Origin of the sequence: Streptomyces sp. NPDC048417 (assembly GCF_040651615.1) — a bacterium.
Classification (GTDB): domain Bacteria; phylum Actinomycetota; class Actinomycetes; order Streptomycetales; family Streptomycetaceae; genus Streptomyces.
In genome coordinates, this window is sequence record NZ_JBEZKI010000072.1 from 1 (window position 1) to 13,109 (window position 13,109).

Consider the following 13,109-nt stretch of genomic DNA (forward strand, 5'->3'; position numbering starts at 1 on the left):
CGACAACGCGGCGTGGGGGCACCTCCCGGCCGAAGGCTGGGAGAGTGCCGTGCCGGGCGTCGCGAGCCGGTGAACCTCTCCGGTCGCAGCACCAGGCCCCGGACGGACCGGTGGTGCTGCCCACGATCAGGAAGCGGCGGTGGGCAGCACCACCTCGAAGCGGCAGCCGCCGGGAATGTTGTGCACGGTGGCCCGCCCCTGGTGGGCCTCCACGATCCCGCGCACGATGGCGAGGCCGAGTCCCGCTCCGGCAGGGGGCGTCCGGGCGTGGCTGCCGCGCCAGCCGGTGTCGAAGACACGCGGCAGGTCCTCTTCGGGGATGCCGCCGCAGCCGTCCGTGACGGACAGCACGACGCCCTCGGGGCCGCGCTCGGCGGCGACCGCGACCGTGCCGTCGGGCGGCGTCCGGCGGATGGCGTTCACCAGCAGGTTGCCGAGCACCCGGCTCATCTCCTTGCCGTCCACCTCGACGGGCACCGGCTCCACCCGGTCGCCGACCAGCCGTACGCCCTGCTCGCGCGCCAGCGGGTCGGCGCCCGCGAGGGCGTCGCCGACGAGGTCGTACAACGACATCCGGCTCGGGCTCAGCGCGAGCGTCCCGGCGTGGATGCGGGAGAGCTCGAAGAGGTCGCCGACCATGTCGTTGAGGCGCTCGACCTCGGTACGGATCTGCTTCAGATAGCGGTCCGGGTCGGTGGCGACGCCGTCCTCCAGCGCCTCCGACATGGCACGCAGACCGGCCAGCGGGGTGCGCAGGTCGTGCGAGATCCAGGCGACCAGCTCCCGTCGCGAGGTCTCCAGCGCGCGTTCCCGCTCCCGGGATTCGGCGAGCCTGGCGCTGGTGGCCGCCAACTCACGGCTCACCTCGGCCAGTTCCGCGGTGGCCGGGACCGCGGGCACGGCGAAGTCGCCCTCCTCGCCGAACGAGCGTGCCGCGAGGGCGAGTTCACGGCTGCGGGCGCCGACCCAGCGGCCCAGTATCAGCGCGCTGGCGAGCGAGACCGCGGCCGCCATCGCGACCACCGTGGTCACCACCGACAGGTCGTGCGACGAGAGGAACATCGCCCAGGCGACGGCCAGAGTGCCGGCGAGCATCGCGAGCACGCCGACGGCGGCGACCACGGCGATGGACAGGGTGAGCGAGCGGCGCCGGAGCAGGCGCAGCGCGGCCGCTCCGGCGAGCCCGGTGAGGGTGGCGCCGGCCAGGGCGTACAGGGCGATCAGCAGGGTGTCGCGCATGTCAGTCCGTCTCCTGCTCGTCGGCGTCGGGGTCGAATCGGTAGCCGACACCCCACACCGTCTGGATCAGCCGGGGCCGGGCCGGGTCGTCCTCGACCTTGGCGCGCAGCCGGCGGACATGGACGGTGACGGTGGACAGGTCGCCGAAGTCCCAGCCCCACACCTCGCGCATCAGGTCCTCCCTGGCGAACGCCCGCCCCGGATGCCGCAGGAAGAAGGCGAGGAGGTCGAACTCGCGCAGGGTGAGGGTGAGTTCGGTGCCGTTCTTGGTGGCGCGGCGGGCGCCCGGATCGAGGGTGACTCCGGCGGTGGACAAGGAGTGCGCGGCGGGCGCGGGGCGGGCGCGGCGCAGCACCGACTCCACCCGCAGGACCAGTTCGCGGGGGCTGAAGGGCTTGGTGACGTAGTCGTCGGCGCCGACCTCCAGGCCCAGGATCCGGTCGTCCTCGTCACCGCGCGCGGTGAGCATGATGACCGGGACGGGGGCGCGGCCGCGCAGCCGCCGGCAGACCTCCAGGCCGTCCATGCCGGGCAGCATCAGGTCGAGCACCACCAGGTCCGGCCAGTGGGCGGTGGCGCGGGTCAGGGCGGTGGGGCCGTCGTCGGCGTGGTCGACCAGGTAACCGGCGCGGTCGAGGTATCCGGTGACGACCTCGGCGACGGTCGGATCGTCGTCGACGACCAGGACCCGGGCGGCGGCGGGGGCGGCCCGGTCCTCGGTGAGCTCGTACGGCTGATGCATGTGTCCAGCCTCGCACCGGGCCGTCGCGGGTGTCGCGCCCGAGGGTGGGCATGGGGGGCGACGTCCGTGTTTCGTAAGAAACCGAGGGGTGGGCCGTCAGAAACCGGCGGGGGTGGGCCGTCGGTGCGGACGTCCGGTGGGCCGTCGGTGCGGACGTCCGGTGGGCCGTCGGTTCCGACGTCCGCGTTTCGTAAGGAGCCGACGCCCGGTATGTCCGGTTCACGTTCGTAGGGTGACAACCGTGACCACCTCACCAAACTCCCCGACGACGGACGTGGACGTCGTCCTCCCCTGTCTGAACGAGGCCGAGGCCCTGCCCTGGGTGCTCGGCCGGATCCCGGCGGGCTGGCGGGCCCTCGTGGTGGACAACGGCTCCACGGACGGCTCGGCGGACATCGCCCGGGCGCTCGGTGCGACCGTCGTCCACGAGGCGCGGCGCGGCTTCGGCGCGGCGTGCCACGCGGGGCTGACCGCCGCGTCCGCCGACATCGTCTGCTTCTGCGACTGCGACGCCTCGCTCGATCCGGGGCTCCTCGTGCCGTTCGTGCGGGAAGTCCACGACGGCGAGGCGGACTTGGTGCTCGGCCGGCGGCGGCCGCAGGGCCGGGGGGCGTGGCCGGCCCATGCCCGGGCCGGGAACCTGGCGCTGGCGCGGATGCTGCGGCGCCGTACCGGACTGCGGCTGCACGACCTCGGTCCGCTGCGGGCGGCGCGGCGCGAACCGCTGCTCGGGCTGTCGCTCGACGACCGGCGCAGTGGCTATCCGCTGCAGATGGTGGTGCGGGCGGCGGACGCGGGGTGGCGGATCACCGAACGCGATGTGGCGTACCTGCCGCGCACCGGCACGTCCAAGGTGACGGGGACCTGGCGCGGCACGTGGCAGGCGGTGCGGGACATGAGCCGGGTGCTGAAGGAGCGACCTCGGGTGCGGGTCGGTGGGGGCTGAGCGCGCACTTCCCCGCGCCCCTGACGGGGCGCTTCGCCCGCCGCGTCCCACCAGCCAAGGAACCCCCACATGACCACCCTTCTCGTCATCGCGAAAGAACCCCTGCCCGGCAAGGTGAAGACGCGGCTCACCCCGCCGTTCTCGCCCGAGCAGGCCGCCGCGCTCGCCGAGGCGTCCCTCGCCGACACCCTGCACGCCGTGGCCAGGACCCCGGCCACCCGCCGCGTCCTGGTACTCGACGGAAGCCCCGGCCCCTGGCTGCCGCCCGGCTTCGATGTCGTACCGCAGTGCGCGGGCGGCCTCGACGCGCGTCTCGCCGACGCCTTCGCCCACTGCACCGGCCCCGCCCTGCTCATCGGCATGGACACCCCCCAGGTCACCCCGGCCCTGCTCACCGTGGACTTCGCGGACCGCGACGCGTACTTCGGTCCCGCCGAGGACGGCGGGTTCTGGGCGCTGGGTCTGGCCGACCCCGACCCCGCGCTGCTGCGCGGGGTTCCGATGTCCACGGCGGAGACCGGCGCGGTCCAGCGGCGGCGGCTCGTCGCCGCCGGGTTGCGGGTCGAGGACCTGCCGCGGCTGCGGGACGTGGACACCGCCGCGGACGCCGTCGCCGTCGCCGCCCTCGCCCCGCACGGCCGCTTCGCCGCCCGGCTGGCCCGGTGCACGGCGCACAGCGGGACGGGCCGCCGATGACCACCTCACCGCCCCTCGCCTGGACCGGCGCCGACCCCTATGCCGCCGCCCTGCGCACCGGCCGGGGCCCGCTGTTCCTGCGCCGCACCGACGGATGGCTGCTGCCCCTGGACGTCGAGCGCTGGTGCGCACGGGCCGACCCGGTCGACCGGGAGGTCCTGGACCGCTGCGAGGGCGCCGTCCTCGACGTCGGCTGCGGCCCCGGGCGGCTCGTCGCCGAACTCGCCGCCCGGGGCCGTACCGTCCTCGGAATCGACGTCAGCGCGGCCGCCGTCGACCACACCGTGCGCCTCGGCGGCCAGGCGCTGCGCCGCTCGGTCTTCGAGCCGCTGCCCGGCGAGGGCCGCTGGGGCACCGTCCTGCTCATGGACGGCAACGTCGGGATCGGCGGCGACCCGCGCGACCTGCTCGACCGGGTGGCCCGACTCCTCGTGCCGGGCGGCCTGTTGCTCGTCGAGACCGCCCCGATGGACGTCGACGAACGCGCCTTCGTCCACCTCACCGACGCCCATGAGGCGGTCGGCGCGCCCTTCCTCTGGGCGCGTCTCGGCACCGCGGCCCTGCTGGGGTACGCGTGGGGCTGGGAGCGGGCCGGTCAGTGGGCGGCCGGCGGGCGCCGCTTCGTCGCCCTGCGCAGCCGGCGCGCCAGCAGCAGCGCCGAACCGCCGAAGAGCACGGCGGTGATCAGCAGCCAGCGGGCCAGGTAGCCGTCCGAGGACTGGCCGGTGGCCGTCCGGTAGTGCCCCGCCACCATCCCGCTGATCAGCGGGAACCACACCAGCAGGAGCAGCGCGGAGAGCGCGGCCGGGACACGCACGTACATCGCCCACACCCGGCGCCCGGCGGCACCCAGCCCGCGGACCGCCGCCCGGTCGGCCAGCGAGTACAGCGGCAGCAGGACGAGGTCGTGCAGCAGGGCCGCCCCCACCACCCACAGCGCCACCCCGAGCCAGTCGGCGGACAGCAGCCGTACGCCGGCATAGGCGGCGAGCGCGAACGAGCAGGCCAGCAGCAGGATCTGGAGGGGGCTGCCGAGCGGGAGGCGCAGCCGCCGCAGCAGGGCGCCGGCGGGCAGGGGGGAACGCATCACAGGTCTCCGAAGGTCATCCGGGCCACCCACTTGGTGTTGAGCACACCGGGCGCGGCGGGCACGATCACGCGCGCCGGGTAGCCGTGGTCGGGGGACAGGTCCTCGCCGTTCACCTGGAGGGCGAGCAGGGAGCGCGGGTCGGCGACCTGGTTGGCGCGCAGGGCCGCGCGGCGGAAGGCACCGTGCAGCTGCATCGACTCGACGAGTACGTCCGGCGGGGCGCCGTCATGGCCGACGAGTGCCGCGAGGTCGCGCAGCCGCACCCCGCGCCACCACTGGTCGGCGGTCGACCACCCCTCGACGCAGGCGATGGGCAACGCGGCGCTGTGCTGGGGCAGCCGGAGGAGTTCGGCGCGGCTGAGGCGGACCGTCCGGCCGTCGCGTCCGGTGACGACCAGCCGCCAGGCCTCGCCGCCGGTCTCCTTCGCGTCGATCCCGGCGTACGCGGCCGTCTTGTTGATCTGGAAGCCGTTCGGCCCGCTGCCGGGGTCGGCTCCGCCGTGCGGGGCGAGCAGGGCGGTGCGCCGCAGCGCGCCCCCGATGCTCTGTCCGGCCGTGGTGACGAGCAGCAGCAGGGACGCACCCCCGACGAACCACAGCGCGCCGCGCCGGGACACGGTCGGCGCGTCCGGCCGGGCGGCCGCCAGCTCGCCCTCGTCCCGCCGCCGTTGCCGTACCGCCCGGAGCGCCACCGGCGTCTTCAGCGCCGCGTGCGCCACGAAGGCGGCGAAGAACACCCAGGCGCCGTAGAAGTGCAGGGGGTAGAAGGAGCCGGGGAAGACGTAGTCGAGCTGGACGTTGAGGACGCCGGTGGTGAACTCGAAGAGGCCGCCGCCGACCAGCAACAGCAGCGAGATCCGCTCCAGCGCGTGGGCGAGCGAGCGGGCCGGGGGCAGCGTGAACAGCTTCGGCACCACCGACCACAGCTTGGCGAGCAGTACCGGGATCAGGGTGATGCCGAGGGTGACGTGCAGTCCCTGGGTGAGCCGGTAGAGCCAGGACGGGTTCGTCGGCCACGAGAACAGGTAGAAGCCGAGGATGCCCTTGTCCGGGGTCTGGTCGTTCACCGGGGCGAGGTTCGGGTTGTAGGCGGCGTACGACACCAGTCCGGTCACGAACAGCACGGTGATGCCGACGAGCAGCACGAGGCCGAGCACCGAGGTGAACCAGGTGCCGCGCAGCGGGCTGCGCCAGAAGCCGGGTGAGGTGGGGAGCCGTGGCTCGTCGTGTCGCATGGTCCGACCGTAGGCCGGGGAAACCCCCGGAACGGGTGCGCGACCCATGACGAAAGTCTGACGTCAGCCGCCTGATCCACTCCTTCGCCCGGTCGCCGACCTAGCGTTCCGGTGTGACCCGCGCTCCCCACCGTGATCGCCCCGCCGATCTGTACGCCGTCCTCGCCGCCGCCCTGCTGGTGCTCGTCGCCGTCCTGGTCGGCCGGCACCTCCAGGACACCTACCGCGTCCTGTTCGTGCACTGGCCGCCGCTGTTCGCCGACTGGGACCCGCACGTGGGCCCGGGCACCCCGGCCGCGGTCCTGGTCGCGGTCGCCGTGGTGGCGTACGGGCCGGCCCTGGCGGTGCGGCTGCCCTGGCGCGGACTGCTCGCCGCGGCCTGGGGCGCCTGTCTGGCCTGGACCTGGTCGCTGGCGCTGGTCGACGGCTGGCAGCGGGGCGTGGCCGGCCGGCTCACCAGCCCGAACGAGTACCTCACGGTCATCGGCCGCTTCCACGACATCCCGGCGACCCTGCGCGACTTCACCCACCACATCGTGAGCGGCACCCCGTCCCCCTGGCCCGCCCATATCGCCGGGCATCCGCCGGCGGCCACCCTCACCTTCGTCCTCCTGGACCGGGTCGGGCTGCGCGGCGGCGGCTGGGCGGGCGCCTGGTGCGTCACCGTCGGGTCGACGGCCTGTGTCGCGGTGCTGGTCGCGGTGCGAGCGCTGGCCGACGAGCGGCTCGCCCGGCGGGCCGCGCCCTTCCTGGTCATGGCCCCGGCCGCGGTGTGGGTGGGCGCGTCGGCCGACGGGTACTTCGCGGCGGTCGCCGCCTGGGCGGTGGCCCTGCTGGCGCTGGCGGTGACCGGACGGTCCGTGGGGTGGGCGGCGGGTGCGGGACTGCTGTACGGCCTGACCTGCTATCTGTCGTACGGCCTGACGCTCTTCGTGCTGATCGGGGCGGCGGTGCTGGTGCTCGGCCGGCGCCGGGTCCGGGCGCGGCCGGTGGTCCTCGCCCTGCTGGTGGCGGGGGCGGCGGTCGTCCCGGTCGTGTTCACGCTCGCCGGGTTCGACTGGTGGGAGGGGTACCGGCTGCTGGTCACCCGCTACTACCAGGGCGTCGGCGGCACCCGCCCGTACGGCTACTGGGTGTGGGCCAACCTGGCCTGCACGGTGATCATCATCGGCTTGGCGGCGGTGGCGGGGCTGCGGCGGGCGGGTGCCACGCTCGTGCACCGCCGTACGGCGGGCTCCGCACCGGCCCGCCTCGCCTTCCTGGTGGCGGTCGCGCTGCTCGCGCTGCTGGTCGCCGACGTGTCCGGGATGAGCAAGGCGGAGACGGAGCGCATCTGGCTGCCGTTCGCGATGTGGCTGCTCCCGGCCTGCGCGTTCCTGCCCCGGCCGCGCGCCTGGCTGACGGCACAGGCGCTGCTCGCGCTGCTGCTGAACCATCTGCTGTTCACCGGGTGGTGACCCCTCCGCCGGTGATTGCGCCGGTCTCCCGCTGAACGGCGTCGTCCGGACATCGCCTTTCACCGCCCGGCCGCCCCGGCCAGGTTGCCCAAGGCATCTAAATTGCTCCCGCAAAACGGCTTTCGCATACCCGAGGCACGCATGACCGAGACGCTGCCCGAACCCCGAGCCGAAGCACCCGACTTCCCGATGGCCCGGTCCAGCGGCTGTCCCGTCGGGCCGCCATCACAGCTGCGCACCCTGCAACAGGAGAAATCCCTGTCCAGGGTGCGGCTGTGGGAGGGCAGCACGCCCTGGCTCGTCACCCGGCACGCGCGGCGCTGTGTCCCGCCGCGGCGATACACGTCCGTGAGGACTGACAACCCGCACGCGGGCGTCAGGCGGGCTGGGCCGAGCTCGGTACGCCCGACGCCCGGACGTCGGCCGTCCGGGCGGCGGCCGCCGCCGTGAGCCGGGGCAGCAGCCGGGCGAGCGCTCCCCCGTCGGCTGTCTCGGCGAGCAGCCGGGCCTGGTCGGCGCGGACCCGGCGGGCGGCGCGCCGGTGCAGGTCCTCGCCGCGCGGGGTGAGGTGGAGCAGGACGCGGCGCCGGTCGTGCGGATCGGGGCGGCGGTACACCAGGGTGCCGGCGACCATGCGGTCGACGAGCTTGGTCAGGCTGGGCGCCGGCATCAGCGCGTACTCGGCGATCTCGGACATCGGATGCCCCTGGCCGTCCCCGACGATCGACAGCACGCGCCACTCCTCGACCGTGCAGTCCTCCTCGGCCAGTACCGCCGCCAGCCGTTGCACGACGCGCCGCTCGGCATGGCTGAGGAGGTGGGCGAGGTCCGGCGAGGAGGGTACGGACGGCATTGCCGGTGTCCTTCCGGTAGGTCTACTGTGCGCGCAGAATACGAGCCTCCGCGAGGGCGCCAGGGCCCGGGACCGGAATCCGCTCCCCCTGCCCGCACGGAGGTGGCCTGATGCACAGGGCGCCGCCGAGCGACCCCTCGGGTTCGCCCCTGGTCGTCGCCCTGGTGGTGCCGTTGCAGGGACCGGCGGGGGTCTTCGGGCCGTCGTGCGAGTCGGCCGCGCGTCTCGCCGTGGAGGAAGTCAACGCCACGGGCGGTGTGTTGGGCCGGGAGGTCCGGCTGGTCACGGTGGACGGCGGGGCGCCGCCGCGGCGGGTGGCGGCCGAGGTCGGGTCCCTGGTCGCGCCGGGCGCCGTGGACGGGGTGGTGGGCTGGCACACTTCGGCGGTACGGCAGGCGCTGCTGCCCCGGATCGCGGGCCGGGTGCCGTATGTCTACACCGCCCAGTACGAGGGCGGCGAGCGGACTCCCGGCGTCTTCCTGACCGGTGAGACCGACGCCGCCCAATTGCTGCCCGCGATGCGGTTGCTGGCGGAGGCGGCCGGGGTGCGGCGCTGGTGCACGGTGGGCAACGACTACGTCTGGCCCCGGGTGACCGCCCGTACGGTACGGGCGTATGCGCGGGACTGCGGGGGCCGGGTGCAGGACGAGGTGTTCGTGCCGCTCGGGACGGAGGAGTTCGGGCCGGTGCTGCGCCGGGTCGAGCGGTGCGAGGCGGACGCGGTGCTGATGCTGCTGGTCGGGGCGGACGCGGCCCGCTTCAACCGGGCGTTCGCCGGCTACGGGCTGCACCAGCGGTGTCTCCGGCTGAGCACCCACATGGACGAGAACATCCTGCTGGCCACGGGTGCGGAGGCCACCGACGGGCTGTGGGCGACGGCCGGTTTCTTCGAGACCCTCGCGACCGCCGAGAGCCTCGACTTCAGCGCCCGCCACGCGGCCCGGTTCGGTGCCCACGCACCCGTCGTGGGCAGCCCGGGCGAGTCGTGCTTCGAAGGGGTACGGCTGCTGGCGGCACTGGCCGAGCGGGCCCGGTCGCTGGACGTGCCGACGATGTGCGCGGTGCGGGACTCGGTGTCGTACGAGGGCCCGCGCGGTGTCGTTCGGCTGGACGGCAACCATCTCACGCAACGGCTGTATCTGGCGCGGGCGGACGCCTTCGACTTCCACATCGTCGCCCAACTCTGAGCCCGACTCCCCAACCGCACCCAATACTTCCCACGGGAAGTATCAAGCTTTGTCTTTTAAAGCAGGTGAAACGTTCGGGAAACAGCGCGCCGCGACTCTTCCGTGCAAACGACCGGGGACGAGAGAGGGCAGAGTCGTGACGGAGATCGTCGGGAAAGAGGCGCCGCCGGCCGTGGCGGACGGCGGGACGGACGGGACGAACGGGAAACGGACGTACAACGACTGGGCGAAGAACGACACGCTGGAGGACTACTCGCTGCGCTACGCGCCGAAGTCCTTCCGCCGCTGGACCCCGTACGTGGTGGCCACCACGGCGCTCGGCGGTATCGCCTATCTCGCGGACTTCGCGATCGGCGGCTCGATCGCCATCTCCAACGGGTTCTCCAGCGCGCTGGTGGCGATCCTGACCGCGGCCGTGGTCATCTTCCTCACCGGCATCCCGATCTCGTACTACTCGGCCAAGTACTCCATCGACATGGACCTGTTGACCCGGGGCGCGGGCTTCGGCTACCTCGGCTCGACGCTCACCTCGGTCATCTACGCCAGCTTCACCTTCATCTTCTTCGCCCTCGAAGGCTCGATCATGGCGCAGGCCCTGGAGCTGGGCCTGCACATCCCGCTCGCCGTCGGCTATCTGATCTGCTCGGTCATCATCCTGCCGCTGGTCATCTACGGCATGACCGCGCTGTCGAAGATGCAGGTGTGGACGCAGCCGGTGTGGCTGGTGCTGATGGTCGCGCCGTTCGTGTCGATCGCGATCCAGGAGCCGGGCAAGTTCTCGGAGTTCACGCACTTCGCGGGCAACTCGCCGACGGGGTCCGGCATCAGCATGCTCGGGGTCGGCGCGGGTGCGGGCGTCGCGCTGTCGCTGATCGCGCAGATCGGTGAGCAGGTGGACTATCTGCGGTTCATGCCGGACAAGACGCCGGAGAACGGCAGGAAGTGGTGGGCGGCCGTGCTCTCCGCCGGTCCGGGCTGGGTGGTGCTCGGCGCGGCCAAGCAGATCGGCGGTGCCTTCCTCGCCTTCTACATCGCCGGCAGCGTGGGCCTGGCGAAGGCCAACGAGCCGATCCAGCAGTACGTGTCCGGCTTCAAGACCTTCGCCGCGCCCATCGCGCTCGGCCTGGCCACGTTCTTCGTGATCCTCTCCCAGATAAAGATCAACTCGACGAACGCGTACTCCGGTTCGCTGTCCTGGTCGAACTTCTTCTCCCGGCTGACCCACCGTCACCCCGGGCGCGTCGTCTACATCTTCCTCAACGTCGGTATCGCGCTGGCCCTGATGGAGGGCGGCGTCTTCGGCTTCCTCAACACGGTCCTCGGCTTCTACTCCAACGTGGCGATCGCCTGGATCGGCGCGGTCGTCGCCGACCTGGTCATCAACAAGCCGCTGAAGCTGAGCCCGTCGTACATCGAGTTCAAGCGCGCCCATCTGTACAACTTCAACCCGGTCGGCTTCGGCTCGATGCTGATCGCGTCGGCGGTCTCGATCGCCGCCTACTTCCACGCCTTCGGGGAGTACGGCAAGGCGTACTCGCCGTTCATCGCGCTGTTCCTGGCGATGGCGCTCTCGCCGCTGTTCGCGGTGCTGACCAAGGGGAAGTACTACATCGCCCGCGTCGACGACCTGGCGGAGCCGCTGCTGGGCGCGGACGGGCTGCCGTCGGCGGCCGTGCTGACCTGCACGGTGTGCACGACCGAGTTCGAGCGGCCGGACGTGGCGAGCTGCCCGTTCCACTCGGGGGCGATCTGCTCGCTGTGCTGCAGCCTGGAGAAGGACTGCCACGACTCCTGCAAGAGCGGGCCGGTCGCGCTCGCGATGCCGACGGTACGGTCCGCGGACTGACCGTTCCCGGCTCTACCGCTCCGGCTCGTGCCCCTCGGCGCGGGCCGGAGCGCCTGTGTGCAGGCCGTCCATGAGGAGCCGGATCTGGCGCTCGGCCTGCCCCTTCCAGTCCCCGGCCACGTCCAGGCGCAGCAGGCCGCCCATGGCCCGCACCACGTCACCGGTCTCCATGTCGGACCGGAGCGTCCCGGCGGCGACGCCCGCCGTGAACAGGGTGCCGATCGTGTCGTAGACCTTCGCGTACGACTCCCCGCCGTCGGGTCCGGCGCTGCGCAGCGCCTCGGACATGTGCTGCTTCGTCACCAGCAGGCTCGCCAGCCGGCCCATGAACTCGCGCAGCGCCCGGTCCGGCGGCAGCGCCGCGAGGAGCTCGTCCCCCACGGCGCACAGCTGGTCCACCTCGTGCTCGTATGCGGCCAGGACGAGGGACTCCCGGGTCGGGAAGTGCCGGTAGAGGGTGCCGATGCCGACGCCGGCCGCCCTGGCGATGCTGTCGAGCGGCGCGTCCTTGCCGGTGCGCGTGAACTCCTCCAGGGCCGCCGCCACGAGCTTCTCCCGGTTGCGGCGGGCGTGGGCGCGCACGGGCCGTGCGGGTCCTTGTCCGTTCATGCGGTACTCCCCTCCAGGCCGGTCACCGTACCCGGCATTCTTCCCGCTTGCTTACCGGAGGATCCTCCGCTAGCGTCCCCTACTACCGGAGGATCCTCCGGTAGCTGTCATCGTACGCACCGCCGACATCGAACGGAGACATGCCGTGGACACGGTTTCTCTCGGTGGCCTCACCACCTCCGCCCAGGGGCTCGGCTGCATGGGCATGAGCGAGGGGTACGGCCCGACCAGCTGGGACGACGCGATCGCCACCGTCCACCGGGCCCTCGACCTGGGCGTCACCCTCATCGACACCGCCGACGCCTACGCCTTCGGGCACAACGAGGTGCTGGTGGGCCGGGCCATCGCCGGTCGGCGCGACCAGGTCCAGCTCGCCACGAAGACCGGCATCGACCGCACGGGCAGCGACACCTGGGTACTGCGCGGCGAGGCGGGCTACATCAAGCGCGCCTGTGACGCCTCCCTGCTGCGGCTGGGCGTCGACCACATCGACCTCTACTACCTGCACCGGCCGCCGGGGACCGCCGAGATCGAGGAGTCCGTCGGCGCCATGGCGGAGCTGGTGAAGGAAGGCAAGATCAGGCACATCGGCCTCTCCGAGGTGAACGGCGAACTGCTGCGGCGCGCCAGTGCCGTCCACCCCATCGCGGCCGTGCAGAGCGAGTACTCGATCTGGTCCCGTGACCTGGAGACCACCGTCGGGGACGCCCTGCGCGAGCTGGGCGTGGCGCTGGTGGCGTACTCGCCGCTCGGCCGGGGCTTTTTGACCGGCACGGTCGACGTCACCGCCCTGCCGGCGGGGGACGCCCGCCGGCGGCTGCCGCGCTTCCAGACGGTGGCCAACAACGCGATCGCGGACGCCGTCCGCGCGCTGGCTCAGGCGCGGGACGTCGCCCCGGCGCAGCTGGCGCTGGCCTGGGCGCACGCGCGCGGCGCGCGGCTCGGTGTGCCCGTGGTGCCGATCCCGGGGACCAAGCGCGTGAAGTGGCTGGAGCAGAACGTGGCCGCCGCGGGCATCGAGCTGACCGCCGAGGAGGTCGCCACGCTGGACGGGCTGGCCGCGCAGACGGTGGGCGGCCGCTACTGAGCACCGCCGCGACCGCCCCTGACCGGCGCCCGCACGCCGGTCAGGGGCGGTCGCGGCGCGGGCGGCCGCGGCGCCCCGCCGGGGCGGGCCGGGGCCCCGCGCCGCGGGCGGGGCCGGGGGGC

The 13,109-nt window shown here is 73.3% G+C and carries 13 protein-coding genes; 7 read left to right on the top strand and 6 right to left on the bottom strand.

Going from position 1 to position 13,109, the window contains the following annotated elements; all coding sequences use genetic code 11:
- Positions 1-126: 126 nt before the first annotated feature.
- Together AB0D59_RS50700 and AB0D59_RS50705 are read right to left on the bottom strand one after the other, a co-directional pair.
- Entirely contained in the window at positions 127-1,239 is a 1,113-nt protein-coding gene (locus AB0D59_RS50700) for a HAMP domain-containing sensor histidine kinase (RefSeq protein WP_362579891.1), read from the bottom strand.
- A gap of 1 nt (position 1,240) precedes the next feature.
- Positions 1,241-1,981 (bottom strand): response regulator transcription factor, encoded by a 741-nt coding sequence (locus tag AB0D59_RS50705; RefSeq protein ID WP_362579894.1) that lies wholly within the window; start codon positions 1,979-1,981, stop codon positions 1,241-1,243.
- 232 nt (positions 1,982-2,213) lie between these two features.
- Between AB0D59_RS50705 and AB0D59_RS50710 the strand changes: the two genes are divergently transcribed.
- The 3 genes from AB0D59_RS50710 (at position 2,214) to AB0D59_RS50720 (ending at position 4,330) form a co-directional block, all read left to right on the top strand.
- Positions 2,214-2,927 (top strand): glycosyltransferase family 2 protein, encoded by a 714-nt coding sequence (locus AB0D59_RS50710; protein ID WP_362579897.1) that lies wholly within the window; start codon positions 2,214-2,216, stop codon positions 2,925-2,927.
- Between the two features lie 69 nt (positions 2,928-2,996).
- The gene (locus AB0D59_RS50715) at positions 2,997-3,623 is read left to right on the top strand and encodes a DUF2064 domain-containing protein (RefSeq protein ID WP_362579900.1); all 627 of its coding nucleotides are present in this window, start codon (positions 2,997-2,999) and stop codon (positions 3,621-3,623) included.
- Complete coding sequence (locus AB0D59_RS50720; protein ID WP_362579903.1) at positions 3,620-4,330, top strand: class I SAM-dependent methyltransferase; 711 nt, start codon at positions 3,620-3,622, stop codon at positions 4,328-4,330. Before AB0D59_RS50715 ends, AB0D59_RS50720 begins: the two co-directional genes overlap by 4 nt.
- Here AB0D59_RS50720 and AB0D59_RS50725 read toward each other — a convergent pair.
- Both AB0D59_RS50725 and AB0D59_RS50730 read right to left on the bottom strand, forming a co-directional pair.
- A complete protein-coding gene (locus AB0D59_RS50725; RefSeq protein ID WP_362579906.1) occupies positions 4,219-4,710 on the bottom strand; it encodes a hypothetical protein in 492 nt (163 codons plus the stop codon). The two genes, AB0D59_RS50720 and AB0D59_RS50725, sit on opposite strands and share 112 nt — an antisense overlap.
- Positions 4,710-5,948, bottom strand: a complete 1,239-nt coding sequence (locus tag AB0D59_RS50730) for a molybdopterin-dependent oxidoreductase (protein ID WP_362579909.1) — start codon at positions 5,946-5,948, stop codon at positions 4,710-4,712. Before AB0D59_RS50730 ends, AB0D59_RS50725 begins: the two co-directional genes overlap by 1 nt.
- Positions 5,949-6,061: 113 nt before the next feature.
- Here AB0D59_RS50730 and AB0D59_RS50735 point away from each other — a divergent pair, with 113 nt between their 5' ends.
- Entirely contained in the window at positions 6,062-7,405 is a 1,344-nt protein-coding gene (locus tag AB0D59_RS50735; RefSeq protein ID WP_362579912.1) for a hypothetical protein, read from the top strand.
- A 376-nt stretch (positions 7,406-7,781) separates the two neighbouring features.
- Here AB0D59_RS50735 and AB0D59_RS50740 read toward each other — a convergent pair whose 3' ends face one another.
- Positions 7,782-8,258, bottom strand: a complete 477-nt coding sequence (locus AB0D59_RS50740) for a MarR family transcriptional regulator (RefSeq protein WP_362579915.1) — start codon at positions 8,256-8,258, stop codon at positions 7,782-7,784.
- Positions 8,259-8,368: 110 nt separating this feature from the next.
- Between AB0D59_RS50740 and AB0D59_RS50745 the strand changes: the two genes are divergently transcribed.
- Both AB0D59_RS50745 and AB0D59_RS50750 read left to right on the top strand, forming a co-directional pair.
- Positions 8,369-9,445 carry a substrate-binding domain-containing protein gene (locus AB0D59_RS50745; protein ID WP_362579917.1) on the top strand — a complete coding sequence of 359 codons (1,077 nt, stop codon included), beginning with the start codon at positions 8,369-8,371 and terminating at the stop codon, positions 9,443-9,445.
- A gap of 136 nt (positions 9,446-9,581) precedes the next feature.
- The gene (locus AB0D59_RS50750; RefSeq protein ID WP_362579920.1) at positions 9,582-11,291 is read left to right on the top strand and encodes a hypothetical protein; all 1,710 of its coding nucleotides are present in this window, start codon (positions 9,582-9,584) and stop codon (positions 11,289-11,291) included.
- A gap of 12 nt (positions 11,292-11,303) precedes the next feature.
- On the opposite strand, the gene AB0D59_RS50755 is transcribed toward AB0D59_RS50750, so the two are convergent.
- Positions 11,304-11,900 (bottom strand): TetR/AcrR family transcriptional regulator, encoded by a 597-nt coding sequence (locus AB0D59_RS50755; RefSeq protein ID WP_362579923.1) that lies wholly within the window; start codon positions 11,898-11,900, stop codon positions 11,304-11,306.
- A 145-nt stretch (positions 11,901-12,045) separates the two neighbouring features.
- Here AB0D59_RS50755 and AB0D59_RS50760 point away from each other — a divergent pair, with 145 nt between their 5' ends.
- Positions 12,046-12,987: an aldo/keto reductase gene (locus tag AB0D59_RS50760; RefSeq protein ID WP_362579926.1), complete on the top strand. Its 942-nt coding sequence runs from the start codon at positions 12,046-12,048 to the stop codon at positions 12,985-12,987.
- Positions 12,988-13,109 lie beyond the last annotated feature (122 nt).